Origin of the sequence: Paraglaciecola sp. 20A4, assembly GCF_011378905.1 — a bacterium.
Classification (GTDB): domain Bacteria; phylum Pseudomonadota; class Gammaproteobacteria; order Enterobacterales; family Alteromonadaceae; genus Paraglaciecola.
This window is the reverse complement of sequence record NZ_WTPY01000001.1, coordinates 506605-525237: the sequence shown is the minus strand read 5'-3', so window position 1 is coordinate 525237 and position 18633 is coordinate 506605. Positions and strand designations below refer to the sequence as shown.

General features: G+C 42.7%; 15 protein-coding genes. 6 read left to right on the top strand and 9 right to left on the bottom strand.

Annotation, left to right across the window (positions count from 1 at the left end):
- Window positions 1-30 precede the first annotated feature (30 nt).
- Window positions 31-3549, top strand: coding sequence for a PAS domain-containing hybrid sensor histidine kinase/response regulator (locus tag GQS54_RS02125; RefSeq protein ID WP_166422346.1), 3519 nt, complete (start codon window positions 31-33; stop codon window positions 3547-3549).
- Between the two features lie 24 nt (window positions 3550-3573).
- Here the strand turns inward: GQS54_RS02125 and GQS54_RS02120 are convergent, their stop codons facing one another.
- The 7 genes from GQS54_RS02120 to gpmI all read right to left on the bottom strand — a co-directional run bounded on the left by GQS54_RS02120 (window position 3574) and on the right by gpmI (window position 10804).
- The gene (locus GQS54_RS02120; protein ID WP_166422345.1) at window positions 3574-3831 is read right to left on the bottom strand and encodes a DUF3081 domain-containing protein; all 258 of its coding nucleotides are present in this window, start codon (window positions 3829-3831) and stop codon (window positions 3574-3576) included.
- Window positions 3832-4366: 535 nt separating this feature from the next.
- Window positions 4367-5626 (bottom strand): serine hydrolase domain-containing protein, encoded by a 1260-nt coding sequence (locus GQS54_RS02115; protein WP_166422344.1) that lies wholly within the window; start codon window positions 5624-5626, stop codon window positions 4367-4369.
- A gap of 171 nt (window positions 5627-5797) precedes the next feature.
- A complete protein-coding gene (locus tag GQS54_RS02110; RefSeq protein ID WP_166422343.1) occupies window positions 5798-6028 on the bottom strand; it encodes a ChaB family protein in 231 nt (76 codons plus the stop codon).
- A 321-nt stretch (window positions 6029-6349) separates the two neighbouring features.
- Complete coding sequence (locus GQS54_RS02105; protein ID WP_166422342.1) at window positions 6350-7294, bottom strand: DUF808 domain-containing protein; 945 nt, start codon at window positions 7292-7294, stop codon at window positions 6350-6352.
- Between the two features lie 36 nt (window positions 7295-7330).
- Window positions 7331-8038 carry a divergent polysaccharide deacetylase family protein gene (locus tag GQS54_RS02100; protein WP_240919797.1) on the bottom strand — a complete coding sequence of 236 codons (708 nt, stop codon included), beginning with the start codon at window positions 8036-8038 and terminating at the stop codon, window positions 7331-7333.
- 76 nt (window positions 8039-8114) lie between these two features.
- Window positions 8115-9206, bottom strand: coding sequence for a peptidoglycan DD-metalloendopeptidase family protein (locus GQS54_RS02095; protein WP_166422340.1), 1092 nt, complete (start codon window positions 9204-9206; stop codon window positions 8115-8117).
- Window positions 9207-9268: 62 nt separating this feature from the next.
- Complete coding sequence (gpmI, locus tag GQS54_RS02090) at window positions 9269-10804, bottom strand: 2,3-bisphosphoglycerate-independent phosphoglycerate mutase (protein WP_166422339.1); 1536 nt, start codon at window positions 10802-10804, stop codon at window positions 9269-9271.
- Window positions 10805-11080: 276 nt separating this feature from the next.
- Here gpmI and GQS54_RS02085 point away from each other — a divergent pair, with 276 nt between their 5' ends.
- From GQS54_RS02085 to gpsA, 4 genes are read left to right on the top strand one after another with little or no spacing between them, the layout of a single operon-like run.
- Complete coding sequence (locus GQS54_RS02085; protein WP_166422338.1) at window positions 11081-11506, top strand: rhodanese-like domain-containing protein; 426 nt, start codon at window positions 11081-11083, stop codon at window positions 11504-11506.
- Window positions 11507-11525: 19 nt separating this feature from the next.
- Entirely contained in the window at window positions 11526-11783 is a 258-nt protein-coding gene (gene grxC, locus GQS54_RS02080; RefSeq protein ID WP_166422337.1) for a glutaredoxin 3, read from the top strand.
- A gap of 22 nt (window positions 11784-11805) precedes the next feature.
- Window positions 11806-12315, top strand: coding sequence for a protein-export chaperone SecB (gene secB / locus GQS54_RS02075; protein ID WP_166422336.1), 510 nt, complete (start codon window positions 11806-11808; stop codon window positions 12313-12315).
- A gap of 11 nt (window positions 12316-12326) precedes the next feature.
- Window positions 12327-13325 carry an NAD(P)H-dependent glycerol-3-phosphate dehydrogenase gene (gpsA, locus tag GQS54_RS02070; protein ID WP_166422335.1) on the top strand — a complete coding sequence of 333 codons (999 nt, stop codon included), beginning with the start codon at window positions 12327-12329 and terminating at the stop codon, window positions 13323-13325.
- A gap of 234 nt (window positions 13326-13559) precedes the next feature.
- Here gpsA and GQS54_RS02065 read toward each other — a convergent pair whose 3' ends face one another.
- Together GQS54_RS02065 and GQS54_RS02060 are read right to left on the bottom strand one after the other, a co-directional pair.
- On the bottom strand, window positions 13560-14138 hold the full coding sequence (locus tag GQS54_RS02065) for a hypothetical protein (RefSeq protein WP_166422334.1): 579 nt from the start codon (window positions 14136-14138) through the stop codon (window positions 13560-13562).
- A 306-nt stretch (window positions 14139-14444) separates the two neighbouring features.
- Complete coding sequence (locus tag GQS54_RS02060; protein WP_166422333.1) at window positions 14445-17024, bottom strand: S8 family serine peptidase; 2580 nt, start codon at window positions 17022-17024, stop codon at window positions 14445-14447.
- Window positions 17025-17423: 399 nt separating this feature from the next.
- Between GQS54_RS02060 and GQS54_RS02055 the strand changes: the two genes are divergently transcribed.
- Window positions 17424-18632 (top strand): ammonium transporter, encoded by a 1209-nt coding sequence (locus GQS54_RS02055; protein ID WP_166422332.1) that lies wholly within the window; start codon window positions 17424-17426, stop codon window positions 18630-18632.
- The last annotated feature ends 1 nt before the right edge of the window (window position 18633 follow it).

Here is an 18633-nt window from a genome sequence, read left to right as displayed (position 1 = left end):
CTGAATTACTTTGATTTAAACGGAACATAGATGCCTCAACCTCACCCTATCGATGCATATTATTGTGGACTAGAAGCGGTAAACAGCGCGACTTTGCACATAACCAAAAACCAGCAAGTCATCTTCGCTAATCAGGCGGCCTGCTCGTTATTTGGTTATAGCGCTGAAAAAATGGCTAATATGCACATTAGTGAGTTGTTAGATAATTTTAGTTCCAATGAAAATCATCCCTTTAAAGATCATTTATTTTACAGTGAAACGAAAGAGCGAAAACAGCTCAATGAAATCTTCAAATGTCTGTTGTTAAACGACGACCACGCCATTGCTGAGGTCAACGTTAAGTCAGTAAATTGGCTTGGCACTGACACCTCTTATGTTTTGAATATCAATCCAACTAATATTCGGCCGCCGTCAGGAAATGAAGTATACGACATAATTCATCGTATAAATGTTGCCACTACTGTCGCTAAAATCGGCATTTGGGAATTTGATATCAAGCAGCAAAAGCTTATTTGGGATGAACAAATGTTCCAAGTCTATGGTATTGCCCCTGACAGCTTTACTGGCAGCCTAAGCGATTGGACTGATCTACTTCATGAAGACGACAAAGAAGGTGTTTTGGCTTGCTTAAATCAAGCACTGAGCAATGTCGCAAAACTCGATATCGCCTTTCGCATTACAACCCCTGCGGGTGAAATTCGCCATATACGCGCGTTTGGCAGACCAGTGCACTACGGCGATGGGCATGTTTCAAAAATAATTGGCGTAAATTATGATATCGGCGAACAACAAGAACAACAAAAGTGGTTAGAGAATGGTTTACAAAGTAATGAGCTTTTTATCAAGGTCTTACGCGAGACCGATAACGCCGTCATTATCACCGATGAAAATGTCAAAACGAAATGGGTTAATCCTGGGTTTACCCGCATTACAGGTTACTATTTAGAAGAAATAGTAGGTAAAGATCCAGGTCGGCTATTACAAGGTCCGCAAAGCAGCCAACAAACTATCGCTTTGATGAGAGAAGCCATTGCAATGCGTGAACGCTTTAATGTTGAGATATTAAACTACCGAAAAGACGGTTCATTATTGTGGTTGAAAATAAACAGTCACCCAATATACCAAAAAGGAAAGTTTAGCGGTTTTATTGCCATACAAAGCGATATTACCGAGCAAAAGAATGCCGAATTTGAGTTGCTAAAAGCCAACAGTATCAAAAATGCCATACTTGATAGCGCACAGTTACTCATGGTGTCGTGTAACGCCCAAGGCCGCATTCTTACTTGTAATCAAACAACTGAAACAGTACTGGGTTACGAACGAAAAGCATTAAAGCGAGACGGAAACATTCAGCAATTTATGCTGAAAGCTGAACTTGAGAAGTTTGCACGCGATAGTCTTAACCCGAATCACTCCCCACTTGAAGCGTTTTTCAATAACGCTTCACAAGGAAAAGTCGACGAAAATCAATGGACATTTAAGACGAAAAGTGGCAAGCCTATACCAATGGAAGTGGTGGTAACCAGCATCCGCTCTCAAGACGATCAATTGGACGGCTATTTATTGGTCGCCAAAGATATTAGTCGAATTAAACTCTTGGAGAAGGAGCGCCAGCGTCAGCAAGACCTATTAAAAACCACAGGCGAAATGGCAAAGCTTGGTGGCTGGGAGCTAAATCTAAGTACCAACCAGGTGACTTGGTCAGATCAAGTATATCGTATACACGAATTGCCTATCGGTTCAGAAATCGATTTAGATAGCGCTATGAATTTTTACCCAGAAGATGTGCGCCCTATGGTGCAAAATGCGATAAATAATTCTATTGCCAATGGCCTGAAATGGGATTTACAGGTGCCATTTATTACGGCTAAAAATAATAATATATGGGTACGAGCCGTTGGGTATGCTGAATATCATCAGGGCGAACCTGTGATGCTTCGCGGTGCATTTCAAGATATTACCGAAATGAAAAAAGCAGAAGAGCACGCCAAGGAAGCAAGTCGTGCGAAAAGTGAGTTTCTAGCTAATATGAGCCATGAAATCCGAACCCCCATCAATGGTATTGTAGGGATGAATGATTTGTTGCTATCTACTGACTTAACTAAAAAACAACGCCATTTTGCTGAGCTTGTGCACAGCAGTAGTGAATCACTGTTACTGCTTATCAATGACATACTCGACTTTTCTAAGATAGAAGCCGGTAAATTGAGCATAGAAGCCATTGGTTTTGATTTACACCTTTTGTTGGGTAACATTATCGATACCTTTGCCAGTCGTGCCCAGCAAAAAGGTATTGAACTAATATTTGATTTACACTCGGATGTGCCTCAGTGGATAACGAGCGATCCGGGTCGAATTCGCCAGATTTTGAATAATTTAATTGGTAACGCGATTAAATTCACTCACCACGGTGAAGTGATCTTACGCGCAACTTTGCACAATGATGAACAGCTTAAATTTTGTGTAGTAGATACCGGAATAGGCATTCACGAAGATAACCAAAAAGCCCTATTCTCTAAGTTTATGCAAGTAGACTCATCAACGACGCGCCACTTTGGCGGTACAGGCTTGGGTTTAGCGATTAGTAAACAGCTCAGCGAATTATTGGGTGGGGCTGTGGGCGTTGAAAGTAAGTGGCAACAAGGTTCCAGCTTCTGGTTTACGATTACATTAGAAGCATTCTCTCGTGTTAGCCCCCCTGACTCAGTGCTCTTTGCAGATTTCGATAAACCTGTACAGGTTTTGATTGTACACGACAACACGACTCTAAACGGTATATTACAGAACTGGTTAGCGGCGCAAAATATCGCCATACATCACGCGAAAAACGCATCTCAAGCGTTGAAAATACTCAGGCATCGACACCTAAGTGACACGCCAATAGATGTAGCATTAATCGATACTAATTTGTCTGGCATCAATGGTGTAGAACTTACCAAAGCCATTCGCAGCAATGATTTATTCGATAAACTGCATATTATTTTAATGACACCTCATGACTGGCTTGAGACCGGAACATCTAGTCAACTAACCGGTGCAGTAAGCTATATTGCGAAACCCATTAAACCTGCAACCTTATATGACGCCTTTGGTAGCGCACTCGACACTCAATTGCTGTCTAATCCCGTTATTGCAGTAGCGCCAGTTAAGCTGCTAAACAAGTATCAACAAGTGCCGCATATTTTGTTAGTCGAAGATAACTTTATTAATCAACAAGTGGTTATCGAAATGCTTAAGAAATTAAATTGCACTTTTGAGGTGGCTGAGAATGGGCAGGAAGCGATACATACCCTCGAACAAGCCGATAGAGCCTTCGATGCCATTTTAATGGATTGCCAAATGCCGATAATGGATGGTTATCAAGCGAGTCAAATTATTCGTAAAAATATGCACGGAAACTATGCATCTACACTACCCATTATTGCCCTTACCGCTAACGCGATGAAGGGCGACCGAGAAGCTTGCTTGGCTGCTGGCATGAATGCGTACTTGTCAAAGCCAATTGTATTGGCTGACTTAAGAGATGAATTACTTCAATGGCTTCAATAGTCCTCTGACCGGTACAAGGACGAATTAGTAATCTTTGTTGATAGCCTCTAATTTTTTCTCGAATTGCTCCATGTGCACCTCTTTCTCATAGTCAAAATGGTATTGATTATGAAACCCAAAGCGCAGTTTGACCAACTGGTCTTCCATAAAAATAGTGTAGCCGTCGAAATCACTAAATGCCGTCACGCCACCGAGCAAATAGCCTTCCCCTTTTTTCTCTCCATTTTCACGGATTTTCTCGAATACCGACAGTATAAATTTGCTATCTATTTCATTTTTCATGCTGCTGCCTTTTTAGTGATTAATCTTTCTTACGCGTTGTCTTATATGCTCTAACGTATCTAGCGATAGTTATCTGCAAGAACTATTGCGCTAATGATTGCAATAACATAGCAATAACCAAGCTTACGTAATAACCGTGCAATAACTAAGCCTGCTGCGAATTTCCACCATGATAAGGATGCAGTTGGCGAAGTATAGTTGAGCCACATACTAGTTGTTACATAGGGATGTTTGTAAACGATATCAATATTACATTAGGCCTCTATTTTAGTTTTGCACACCTTAGCGAGTATTTCCGCTGCGATGTGTAAGTAACTTTGGGATGCCTAAGTAGCAAATATACACACTGACACTCAAGCAAGAAACATCTGCTAGTGCATCAGATCTGATTGCGGGTAAATAACCGATACCGAATATATGCACATAAATTGGTTCAGTGCAGCCAAAATGAAAAAGCCACTGGTTTTACGCAGTGACTTTGCTGACTCGCTTTGCTTTATTTGCGATATGCGATATGCGATATGCGATATATTAGTTAATCAACTAGCGCCTGATAAGCCATATTTTTAAAGTCTTTGTTGTACGAAAAATAGCTTGAAGGCATAAGCTGAGTCATAGAAATCACTATCATCTGCTCTTTAGGATCAATCCTAAAGTAAGTTGACGCCGCTCCTGCCCATCCATAATCGCCTATCGAACCCATAGTATTTGCACCTTGCTCATCAACGGTAACAGACATCGCTAAGCCGTAACCTTCACCAGTAGAAGAAGGTTCAAACGGGATTAAACTTGCTGGCAAATGATTGGTACGCATATATTCAACGGTTTTACGGCCAAGAATACGCTTGCCTTTATATTCACCGTTATTTAATAACATTTGCGTAAATGTGTAATAGTCTTCAATGGTAGAAACTAAGCCTCCACCACCTGATTCAATTTCAGGTGCAGACAAATAGTCACCTAATGGTTCATTTTCCATCGGGACTGTTTGGCCTTGTTGGTTAATCACATAGATTTGCGCTAAGCGGTCTTTTTTATCTTCTGGTACATAAAAGCCTGTGTCATTCATTTTTAAAGGATTAAAAATATGCTGCTTAAAGTATTCGCCCAACGTTTGGCCAGATAAACGCTCAACTAATACACCAATAATATCGGTGCCGATGCTGTAATTCCATTTCGTCCCTGGCTGATGATTTAACGGTAACTTAGCCACTTCGGTTAATAAGTCTTCGCGCTTGGTTTTGCCCGAGAAAAGTGCAGACTGTTGATACAATTTGTCAACTGGGCTTTGGCTGAAACCGTAACTAAAACCAGCAGAATGAGTAAACAACTGCTTAATTGTCATGACCTTGTTGGTGTCTTCAAGGATCATTTTATCACCGTCCATTCCAGCGTATACCTTGAGGTTTGCTAATTCAGGCAAATATTTACTCACGGGATCGTTCATCTGGAATTTACCTTGTTCCCACAAGGTTAAGGCAGCCACGGCAGTAATCGGCTTAGTCATTGAGTAAATGCGGAATATTGTATCTTCGGTCATTTCGGTTTTGGTTTCACGGTCGCGATAACCTACCGCTTCAACGTGAACCACCTTGCCTTTACGCGCTACTAAGGTGACGGTACCCGCTAACTTTTGTTGATCGACAAAAGCCTGCATTGCTGGTTCAATCCGCTCAAGACGAACTTCAGACATGCCCACTTTTTTGGGGTTAGTGACACGAATATCTGCCAAGGCAGTCTGCACGAATAAGGCGCTGACGGCACTTGCTAGTAGGAATTGATTGATTTTGTTCATTAAAAACCTGTTTTAGAATAAGGGTAAGCTATGGTATTTAGGATATATCATACTAATGTGATAAATCATCAAAGTTACCAATAAGTTATCATTAGTCCTAGATATAAACATCAGTAATAAAGGCCTAATACCGCAGGCCATTCTATAAAAGCTAGGTAATTCAACTCACTCTTATACATTTTCACTCCACATACCATTGGCATTTTTTTGATATTTTTGCTTAACCGCAGACCAAGCTACTTTGTGTGCTACTTCCTCATGACTTTGATGGCCTCGGCGATCCTTGGGATCTTTGTACTCATCCCAAGCATTATTGAAAGCAGCGAGATAAATACTTTGCGCTTTTGGCGGCAACGCATTTTGAACGCTTTCAGGTAACTCTTTGTGAGAATTATATGGCATGTCTATCCCCTTTATTTAATTATCAATAATGTACTATCCCAGTGATGTGCTACCCCAGTAATAACAGGCAGTTCAGATATCTGCTATGAGAGACGCTTTGATAAAGCTAGCAAAAAAGATTCCAGAGTAAAATAATCCGCAAAAAAATGCGTTGCTGGACAATCAATAAGTTCGAGTGAGGTATTTAGGTGAGACGATGAAAATAGTGGTTAGTAAAAGTACTGCGCATCGCTCTGAATGAGCAAAACGCTAGAGGCATAATTGGATTGGGATATTTAAGGGGACGGAAGAATCCCCTTAAATTAGTCAACTAATGTCACTCTATTTACCACGAAGGGCGTTGAGTATTTTACTTGCCAGAGAAATAACTAATAATACCAGTCCTCCAGCGATAATTCCTACAACGCCGTCTGCCACGATAGGTAAAACAGAGTTAACGATGCTCCCTAAACCAGCCAATGATGTTAAGGCGTTAGCAACGAAATGATGAATAATAGGCACGCTATGCACGATGATACCGCCACCCACTAAAAACATTGCTATCGTGCCTATAATGGCAAGACTTTTCATAAGCAAGGGGGCAATGATAAGCAGACTGCGACCAATGAATCGCTGAATGGCGTTAAAGGAGCCAGAGACAGATTTGCGTAGCATATACAAACCCGCATCATCAAGTTTTACTATCCCAGCCACCAAGCCATAGACCCCTATCGTAATGGCGATGGCCAATAGCGATACCACCACAATCTGTGTGCTTAAGGGCTCAGCCTGTACCGTGCCTAGAACGATCACCACGATTTCTGCCGATAGAATAAAATCGGTTCTAATCGCACCTTTTATTTTGTTTTTTTCCAATGCCACTAAATCAATTTTAGGGTCAGCCAATGCACTTAACTTAGCTTGGTGCTCCGCCTCAAGTTCATCCTTGTTATGCAACCATTTGTGAGCGACCTTTTCGAAGCCTTCGAAACACAAATAAAGACCACCAATAACCAATAAAACGGTAATTAACCAAGGCAAAAACGCACTAATCAGCAATGCCGAAGGTACCAAAATAAGCTTATTCAAGAATGAGCCTTTGGCGACTGCCCACACCACGGGTAGTTCACGCTCAGCTTTTACGCCTGACACCTGTTCCGCATTTAAGGCGAGATCATCTCCCAAGACACCGGCGGTTTTCTTGGCCGCAACTTTCGATAATATAGCCACATCGTCCAGAATAGTGGCAATGTCATCAATTAGAGCAAGTAAATTAGCAGCAGCCATTGGCAAGTTCCTAAAAATTGATTAATACAAAATGAATTATTCGGTTATCACGCTTTTCTGTGCGTTATCACCTTGGAGTAACAACATAGCACTGAGGGAGATAAGCTGTACATTGTCGTCTGCTAATTTCGGCAGTCGTTGCTGCAAATATGCAATGGTCTGACGATGAGGATGCCCAATCGCCAACGAACGCCCATATTTACGTGCTTTTCTCAGTAAAAGATTAAATTGACGATCAATTTTTTCAACCGCTAAATCATTATCTAAAAACACGTGCCGACGCATGGTGGGCACGTGACGCTGCTTGGCAATAGTTTCGGCTTGTGTAAGAACAGTTGTACGACTGTCAATAAACACTAAACCGTGTTGATACAGGTAGTTCATGGTAGTACGCATAGGATGTTCAAGTTGCGTTAACCGGCTGCCCATATGATTGTTCATACCTAAGGCATTAGGCACGCTGGCAAAGGCCGCATTAAGGGTTTGTACTATGGTCTTGTCGTTCATACTGGCCAACAATACATTTGGCTCTTGTCTTAGCCCAGCCATGGATTCCATCGGCATATGCAGTAAAAATTCTCGCTGTTGCTCTTGGGCTAAAGCGGCATATTTTTGGCTCATACTTTTATGCGGCAAAATTGACACAGCAACATTTTTAGGTAGCGCGAAGGCGGCGGCATCTCGAAGACGATTATTGCCTACATCATCGATTATAATGGCGATTTGAGCACTCTTTACGGGCATTGCAGGCCCCCATGATAGCGCCACCGCAAGGCTAAAAATACTGAAAGAAAAACGCAGCATCAATTGTGATAAACCATTATAATTTTAGCCACTGTGTAGGATTGATCGGATCACCTTTATAGCGAATTTCGAAATACAAATTCGGCGATGATTGGCCACCACTTTGCCCCACTAGTGCAATGGGCTCTCCGGCGGACACAATATCGCCTGTTTGGTGCAATAAGGCTTGGTTATGACCGTAAAGGCTCATATAGCCCTCTCCGTGGTCGACAACGATGACTAAGCCAAACCCTCGCAACCAATCTGCGTACAAGATCTTACCGTGGTGAATCGCCACCACATTATTACCGGCGTTAGCGTCAACTATTATCCCTTTCCAACGCACCTGCCCTTGGCGCTTAGTACCGAACAATTTGCGTACTTGCCCTTGGGCAGGCTTGAGTAATTTACCTTTTAATTTAGCCAGCCCATCGAAGGTAGTCGGCTTTTGAGCGGCTAAACGCTCGGCTTCGGTAATGGCTTTACGTAAATTTTGTTCGTTTGCTTGCAGCTCTTCTATTTTAGCTGCATCGCTTTCGATAGCGAATTGCAGCTTACTCAAAGTTTGCTCTCGACTGCGCAGACCCTGAGTTAGCGTCGCTTGCTGAGCTTGCTGGCGGTCGAGTAAATTTTGCAGGCTATCCTGTTTTTCAACTAAGGTTAAATTAACCTGAACTAACTCGTCACCTAATTGGCGAAATTCATCGATAATCTCACGTCTGGCTTTATTGAGATATTCGTAATAGGTAATAGTGCGTTCAAATTTAGCGGCGTTTTCTTGATTAAGCAGCATTTTGGCATAATCGTAGTTGCCGGTCATAAACGCACTACGAATCTGTTTGGCTAAGGTTTCTTGTTGCTGGGCCAACTTGCGCTGAATTTCACCCTGACGTTTTTTGAGCGTTTTCTGATCTTGTTGGTTGGCTTTTAAAGCTTGCTCAGTTTTATTGAGTGCTTTTGCCGCTGAAGCGATTTTAAGCTCGCTTTGCTTTAATTCGGTTTGTAGTGTCTTGGCTTTAGCTAACTGTTTGGCAACCTGCTGCTGTTTTTGCTTAATCTGTTTTTGCAGAGCCTGTAACTCGTCTTTTGATTGACCATAGGCTTGAAACGGCAAAAAACAGGCAAACAAAAAGCACCATATCAATGGTGCTTTTTTGTTCTTAAACCACAAAAACAATGGCTGCAAAAGAGCTACTTAACCAAAGTTACAATAGGTGTTCCAGTCATTTCTGGTGGTTGCTCCATACCCATCAAGTGCAGCATAGTTGGCGCCACATCACTTAATGTACCACCTGAACGCGCAGTGGTTTTTTGGCCAACATGCCAAAATGGCACGAGTTCACTGGTATGTGCCGTGTGGGCCTGACCAGTACTTTCATCAGCCATTTTTTCTGCGTTACCATGGTCCGCTGTAATCAAACAATCGCCACCGACGTTTTTGATTGCTTCAACGACACGACCAATACAAGTATCAACGGCTTCACATGCTTTGACTGCTGCATCAAAATTGCCTGTGTGACCTACCATATCGCCATTTGGGTAGTTACAGATAATCGCATCAAATTTACCCGATTCAATTGCCGCGACTAATTTGTCAGTCAATTCCGTCGAATTCATTTCAGGCTGCAGATCATAAGTTGCGACTTTTGGTGAAGGGATCAAAATACGTTCTTCGCCTTCGTACAAATCTTCTTTACCACCGCTATAGAAAAACGTCACATGAGCAAACTTCTCAGTTTCTGAGATACGCAACTGCGTTTTACCGTGACTAGCCAGCCATTCGCCCATAACGTTGACCAAGGGTACCGGCGGATATGCCGCGGGGGCATCAATACTTTCGGCGTATCGAGTCAGCATAACAAACGCGCCTAAATCAATATGTTGGCCTTTGTCGAAATCACTAAAATCGGCTTCCACGAAAGGACGACTGATTTCACGAGCGCGATCCGCTCTAAAATTCATAAAAAACAAGATATCGCCAGCTTCAATTGGCACAGCCTCACCAATCACGGTAGGTTGCATAAATTCGTCGTTTTCTTCACGAGCATAAGAATTCTTAAGCCCTTCAACCGCACTAGCTACATTAAATGCGCCTTCACCTTTAGCAATCACCTTGTATGCTTTTTCAACGCGGTCCCAACGAGAGTCACGATCCATGGCGTAGTAACGGCCAATCATTGTGGCAGTTTTCCCCACACCCAGCTCGGCAAACACCTGGTCTGCGGCTTCTAATGAGGCTTCTGCGCTGCGAGGTGGCGTGTCCCGGCCATCTAAAAATGCGTGTAAGTAAACCTTTTTTGCACCGCGCTTAACGGCTAATTTTATCATAGCGAAAATATGATCTTGGTGGCTATGCACGCCACCTGGTGACAATAAGCCCATAATATGAACGGCTTTGCCTTCTTCAACAGCCTTATCAACATTATTAACCAATACTTCATTCTCAAAGAAGTCACCGTCTTCGATGGCTTTGGTCACGCGAGTAAAGTCTTGATATACCACTCGCCCAGCACCTAAATTTACATGGCCCACTTCCGAGTTACCCATTTGCCCACCTGGAAGACCTACGTCCATACCAGATGCAGAAATCAGCGTATTGGTGGTTTCTTTAGTCAAGCGGTCAAGTACAGGTGTGTTTGCGTGGGCAATGGCGTTATTAGCGGTATCTTCTCGATGTCCCCACCCATCCATAATAATTAGGGCTAACGTTTTTTTGCCTTGGCTCATGATTGTCTGTCTCCGCTGGAAATTAGTTTAAAAAAGTAACGTGGGGTTAAAACGGTTGAATACAAAGTAAACATAAACAGTTTACCATCACATCAGCCATATTATCCTGTGTATCTTTGCTCGTCACGGGCATTTGGAGGAAAAAACCCTCCGTTTACAAAAGCTTATTTTATTAGTTAGGGCAAGACACAGCTATGCCACTGGTTTTAGGCCATAATTTCTATATACTTTGCACTCATTTTTTTACCTTGAATGTTTTACAGAGGCGCAATATTTATGGATCAAGTGATTGAATTTGCTACAAATCACTACATTTTAGCGGGTTTATTCGTCGCTTTATTACTATCACTACTATACACCACGGTGGCGAGTTCGTTTTCGAAGCTAAAAGAACTTAGTACCCACGAAGCAACACTTTTAATGAATAAAAATGATGCCATGGTGTTAGATATTCGTCCAGTGGCCGAATTTAAAAAGGGTCATATTTTAGGCGCTAAACAGATAAAGCCTGAATACGTGACTAAGGGCGATTTTTCTAGCCTTGAAAATCAAAAAGACAAACCCATTATTGTTGTGTGTGCAATGGGTATGACATGTAAACGTACCGCGAACCAAATGCTTAAGGAAGGTTTTGAGCAGGTAACCGTTCTTAAAGGTGGGATGAACGCTTGGCAAGGCGCCAGTCTTCCTATTAGCAAATAAACAAAAAGGTATATTTATTATGAGTAAAGTCGAGATTTACACCAAAGGGCATTGTCCATACTGTCACCGCGCCAAAGCATTATTGGAGCAAAAAGGTGTGCAATACACAGAATTTAAAGTAGATGTTCAACCCGAATTACGTGCCGAAATGATAAAGCGCGCAAATGGCGGATCAACCGTGCCACAAATATTTATCGCTGACCAACATGTTGGCGGCTGTGATGATATGTTCGCGTTAGAATCACAAAATAAACTAGATACATTACTTTCTGCATAAGCAGAAAACTTAAGGAAGAATAATGGCTGAAGAAAACCAAACAAATCCAGCTGACGCAGCGCAAGCAGCTCAGGGACCTCAATTCGCAATTCAACGTATTTACACCAAAGATATTTCATTTGAAACACCTAATTCACCGGCTGTTTTTCAAAAAGAATGGAAACCTGAAGTTCAATTAGATTTGGACACACGCAGTACGCTGATTGAAGAAAATGTCTACGAGATCGTATTAGCAGTGACCGTGACGGCTATGTTAGGTGATGAAACAGCATTTTTATGTGAAGTTCAGCAAGCAGGTATTTTTGCCATTGGCGAAATGCCTGAGCAAAATAAAGCACATATGTTGGGTTCTTTTTGTCCGAACACGCTTTTCCCTTATGCTCGTGAAACAATTTCTAACTTGGTTAATCGTGGTACTTTCCCACCGCTTAACCTTGCGCCTGTTAACTTTGATGCTATCTTTGCGGCTTACATGCAAAAACGTGCAGCTCAACAGGCTCAAGAACAAGCACCTACGCAGCTAGACGCTTAAGTACTTACGTAATGAAACAAACAGTTTCAGTCTTAGGGGCGGGGTCATATGGCACCGCCCTTGCTTTTTGTCTCGCCAGAAATGGAGTTGCCACAACGCTGTGGGGCCGAGATCCGAAGCAAATGCATGATATGGCCGCCGCGAGAAGTAATCAAAAATATTTGCCCGGGGCTATCTTCCCTGAGTCGTTAAGTATTGAAGCCGACTTGCCCACCGCTGTTGGTCTCAATAATGATTTGCTTATTGTGACCCCCAGTCATGGTTTTTCAGCTTTGTTACGCCAAATAAAACCTATGCTTACAGCAAAGCATAGAATTATTTGGGCCACCAAAGGACTTGATCCCGAAAACGGCAGATTATTGCAAGATGTGGCGCGCGAAATACTCGGTGATACTATTCCTCTTGCAGTGGTATCGGGCCCGACCTTCGCCAAAGAAATGGTAGCAGGGTTACCCACCGCGATTTCTGTTTCATCAACGGACGACCAATTAGCCACTGATTTCGCCAATATGCTGCACTGCTCTCGTTCATTTCGCGTCTACAAGAATAATGATTTTGTTGGTGTGCAATTAGGTGGCGCGGTAAAGAACGTTATCGCTATAGGCGCAGGCTTAGCTGACGGCCTAGGTTTTGGTTCAAACGCCAGAATAGCTTTGATAACCCGTGGCCTAGCTGAATTAACTCGCTTGGGAATAACCTTAGGCGCACAGCCTGAAACCTTTATGGGGATGGCAGGCCTAGGTGACTTAGTATTAACTTGCACTGACAATCAATCCCGTAATCGTCGCTTCGGTTTAGCCCTAGGTGCAGGTAAAAGCATTGACGACGCGATTGTAGAAATCGGCCAAGTGGTTGAAGGCTATCGTAATACCAAAGAAGTACATCAATTGGCTGCTCGTCACAATGTAGAAATGCCGATCTGCGAGCAAATATACAAAGTATTATATGAAGCCAAACCAGCAAAAGAAGCAGCGTTGGCCTTGCTAGGTAGAGAGCAAACATCAGAATAATATTCTAAGCGGTGGGGGCATTTAGCAAGTGCTGAAAACCTTATGTTTGCTCAATGCTCTCCTATTTAGAGGGCATTTTTGTTAGTGGTATAGCCGTCCAAATAAAGAAAAAAACACTTATTACTGTGGTAGATAATCGTTTTCTCTACAGTTGTTATCGATTGACAAAAAAATGATACCCCCCCCTATTGGCTCAATATCTGAAGCAAACTAAGCGTCGCTGGTTCTGGTTTTTTACAAATGATAAACGTTAATGGGTGACGTTATATTCCACTGGGCTTTTCCTGTTGCGAACGTTACTGATACAACCAAACCGTTATTTTTATTATCAAAATGACGGTAAGTCTTAGTCGCTTTTGAGCGTGAGCGCTTATAAATATATGAAAATGCTACCAATTCCAACGAGTGGACTAACGTTAGGTAATTGGGTAAAAGCCAAGCGAATGCATCCATAAGCCAGCTGTCTTGATTCAGTTTTTTCAATAATCCTTGTGGGTATTGGCCATCAAGTTGGCATTTATCGTTGGTATACCTCAAAGTAAACGTAGGCGTCTCGCGACCAATCGTATTTACGCTCATTGCTTCGAGCACCATTTCACAATGGGTCTCAATTCGCGCTAGCAAATGTTCGGTTTCTTGGCGCATATAGTGGTCCAGCCCGGTAATAGGCTGATATTGTGCTCGAGATTCATTTACACATAGTTTAGGCAGCAATTGGTGCAATATATCAGCCGCACCTATTGTTGGTTTAACCTTGTACGTAATGCCTTGACGGTGGGTGTTAGTAATTTGAATATGGGTAGAGCCGATCATATGAGTACCTGGTACTGCTTCTGGTGAGCAGCTAATGCTTAACTAAGATATTTAATCTTCAGCAGAGATTGTGCCAAGGTGGGTATTACTATTTTAATCAATAACTTATAAAGTAAATTCAACACCGATACAACGATATAAATTGAAGTGTCATTTTTCTGACTGGCGCATTAAATTTTTTGAAGCAAAGGTCAGATTTTCATTGTGCCGAGGAGTCACAAAACAAAAAAATCGAGTTGGAAATACTCCAACTCGATTTATAGGGTTATTCCTTCTTTATTGACTACATCTGGGGTATTTTTCGAATTAGGGACGTTCAATTACCAGCCTGAAATACACCAGATCATCTAAATCGTTATCACCGGACCAAATCCATTGGGCGCCGTTAGAACCATTCAGTCCACTCACTCGTGAGCGCCACGGTTGTGCCCCATAAGAGGCGTAAGCTGATGCATTAGCCCAATTACTATCATCAAAACTTTGGGTATTCCAATTATCAAATGCTTGAGTAGAAACTTTCCAATTAGCGTCGCTGACAATCACACCCAGTTCAGTTTCTACCTTAGCAATAAGCGCAGCAATACCGTCTACGTCTTGCGCCTTAATCGCTAACACGTTTCGACCAGAGACCAGTTCCACTAAATAACTCTTAGCGTACATCCAATTGGTTGATGAGCCTAAGAATACGCCATTAAAGAAAGTGTCTTCAAAATTATCAACCGAAATGGTGATTGTTGCCATTTCTGATGTCACTGGCGCGCTAATGATAGACAGCGTAAAGGTTTGCTGGTCTTGCGTGCCCGCAGTATCACTTACTGTGACAGTGAAAGTAAAATCGCCTGCTTCATTAGGCGTTCCAGCCAACTCGCCAGTCAGAGCATCAAGACTAATCCCATTGGGCAAAGTACCGCTGCTTAAAGACCACACAAAAGACTCACTTCCACCACTGGCAGCCAACTTAATTGAATAGGCTTCACTCACCTGCCCGTCAGCCAAAGCGAGTGTCTCAAGAACCACTGGAGCAAGGGTAGGCTCACTGCTTGCCGTTATGTGATAACGAAAGTACACGGTATCATCGTCATAACGTTCATTTGACCAAAGCCACTGAGCTTCACTTGTACTAGGCCACCATTTTACTTTTTTGTACCAAGGCCATACGCCATAATAGCCATAGGTGGTTGCTGCCTGCCATTGGCTATCATCAAAATCAGTTTGCTGCCAACCTTCGTTGTATTCAGTAGATACTTTCCAGTTTTCATCACTGTATAAGGGCTGACCTGCTAAATCTAATTGAGCGAGCAATGCCGCTAAGCCATCGACGTCCATGGCTTTAACCGCCAGTACGTTATTTACTTGTGTAACGTTAACGTTATACAGCTTACTGTTTTTCCAGTTATCCGATTCACCTAATAACACACCGTTAAAATAGATCGTTTCTGAGTTATCTACGGTTAAGCGGATACTCAGTTGTTGATTGATTACGGGCTCAGGCATTAGATTTTGGGCAGCATCCCCCAACGCTATGCGACCAAATGTTAACGCGCCTGAGTCAACGGCTTTAGCCGTATTTAATAACGCCCCAAGCATTTGCTGTTTATCTGGTTTGCTTTCCAAAGACGCTAATGCAGCAAACGCCCCTGCAACATGGGGAGCTGCCATAGATGTGCCTTGCAAGGTAGAATATTTTGCACCCGGCACAGAAGAATTGATGCTCGTACCTGGTGCCAGTAGTGTTAAATAACTCGCTCGATTACTAAATGACGCCACGCTATCACTATCTGTGGTCGCCCCAACACTGATAGCGTTAGTAACACAACCCGGTGCGCTTACCTTGTTGCTGTAACCATTGTTACCTGCGGCAATCACCACCGCGATACCTGCGTCGTTTAGTTTAGTGACCGCTGTAGCATAACTACGGTTATCTGAATCACACGCATTTTGAGTCAGATAGCCCCCCGCCCCTAAACTAATGTTTACAGAAGGAATTGAGTAGGTGTTTCGCAAGGTATATACCCGCTCTAACCCTTGAATAACGTCAGAATCATAAGCACCTAAACAAGGCGGACTCCCGTCACAATAGCTACTATCAAGGATCTTTGAGAATACCTGAATAGCGATGATGTCAGCATTTTTAGCCACTCCATGCAAGGTGTCGCCGTTACCTGCAACAATCCCCGCTACATGGGTACCGTGGTAGCAACCACTGAAATTACATGCTTGCGCAGCGCCATCAGCAATTTCATCATTATTACCACTGGGACAAATCGATTCTGAAAATCCACTACTACGATTAGTCGAAAAACACGCTTCAGATATCACTTTGCCATTTAAGAATGGATGACTTGACTCAATACCAGAGTCGAGTATTGCTACCGCTTGACCTGCGCCATCTGCGCCGAGCTCATAGGCAGCTTCGCTACCTATTATATTGTTACTCTGGGCCAAGGTGGGTTGACGAATTTGATCGACTTGAATACTTTTAACCAGCTTGCTCTGCTCAAGAAGTAACAATGCACGCATATCTATTTCATACACGGCCATGGGTAGATGTGTAAAACTATGGGTCAGTTGCGCGCCTGATTGATCAAGCGTTGCTTGCAAACTAGCTTGCGCACTAATGATTTTTTGAACGTTAGCATCATTTTGCTCAGTATCAGAGTGCGTTGTAGATACGGCAACATTTGATTCAATATCAAGTTCAATAATGACACGCACCAAGTCACTTTGCTGGAGCTTTTCAAGCAACAATTCTCGTTGCTTGGTATCGAGTACGTTATTTGTTCGTTCTACTGCAATTAGCTCAACCGCAGTGCTATTAACACCAATGAGCAAATATAAACTACTTAATGTATAGAGTGCGAATTTATAGAAAACGCTATTTTTCATGGTATTTCTCATTCAGTGGTAGCCATTTATATTAATCTAATAGGCCAGGATGTAATGTATCAAAAATCAGACCTTTAAATGACATCCTATAAACAATCAGGCTATCCTTAGCGGGTTTTATGCATACGTTCAGTAATACACAGTACTGAAAATTAACAACTAGCCTTTAGTTTAAAAAATAATGTTAAATTTGAATGGGCTATGTTTTTTAGTTCTATATGTGAAGCCCACACGTTTGTTAACGCAATGTATGATTCTGCCATAACAAGGCGCAAAGCAATAGAAGTGACTATTTTCAGTCGATAAAAACAACACCATAAGCTCTATGAAAATAGAAAACTGAAATAACTGAATTTACCTTGTTGTCACAATTAACCTGTCACACAGAGATATATCAACATGCAAGATGTCACTAGCGCCACCGAATTATTGGTGCAAAGTTCTAATACCTATTTTTTACTGATTGGTGCGATCATGGTTTTTGCCATGCATGCAGGTTTCGCATTTTTGGAAGTCGGCACCGTTCGCCATAAAAACCAAGTCAATGCCTTAGTCAAGATCATCACCGATTTTGGGGTTTCTTGTGTCGCTTATTTCTTTATCGGTTACTGGATTGCCTACGACACCTCATTTTATAGTAGCGCCCGGGAACTAACTGCCAACAACGGCTATGACCTAGTGAAGTTTTTCTTCTTGATGACGTTCGCGGCGGCTATTCCTGCCATTATTTCGGGCGGTATAGCAGAGCGTGCTAAATTCAATCCATTTTTGCTGGCTTCTGCGGTTATCGTTGCGCTGATTTATCCCTTTTTTGAAGGCGTAGTATGGAACGGGAATTATGGCGTGCAGGACTGGATTACACGAACAACAGGCTCACCCTTTCACGATTTTGCGGGCTCGGTTGTAGTACATGCAGTCGGCGGTTGGTTAGCATTAGTGGCGGTGTTTTTCTTAGGATTACGTAACGGACGAGTGAAAGACAAAAAGCTGATTGCTTTCGCGCCTTCAAATATTCCCTTTCTAGCCTTGGGCACTTGGATACTATGTATAGGTTGGTTCGGGTTTAACGTCATGTCAGCACAAACATTAGACGGTATTAGTGGTTTAGTCGCGATGAACTCACTGATGGCAATGGCGGGTGGCATTATTGCGGCCTGGTTATTTGGTAAAAATGACCCAGGCTTCGTCCATAATGGTCCCTTGGCGGGTTTAGTCGCTATATGTGCTGGCTCAGATATCGTACACCCTATTGGCGCATTGCTTATCGGGGTGGTCGCCGGGTGGTTGTTTGTGACCCTATTTACCTTTATTCAACGCAGTAAAAAGCTTGATGATGTATTGGGTGTATGGCCATTACATGGTTTATGTGGTGCTTGGGGCGGTATAGCAGCAGGTATTTTTGGCAGTGAGGGGCTAGGCGGTTTAGGCGGTGTCAGCATAGCAGCCCAAGTCATCGGTACAGCCGGCGGAATTCTAGTCGCGTTAATTGGCGGTGTGGTAGTTTACGGCTTAATCCATATGACAGTAGGCCTACGCTTAACGGATGAAGAAGAATACATAGGTGCTGATTTAACGATTCACCGTATCGGTTCAACCAACCACGATTGAC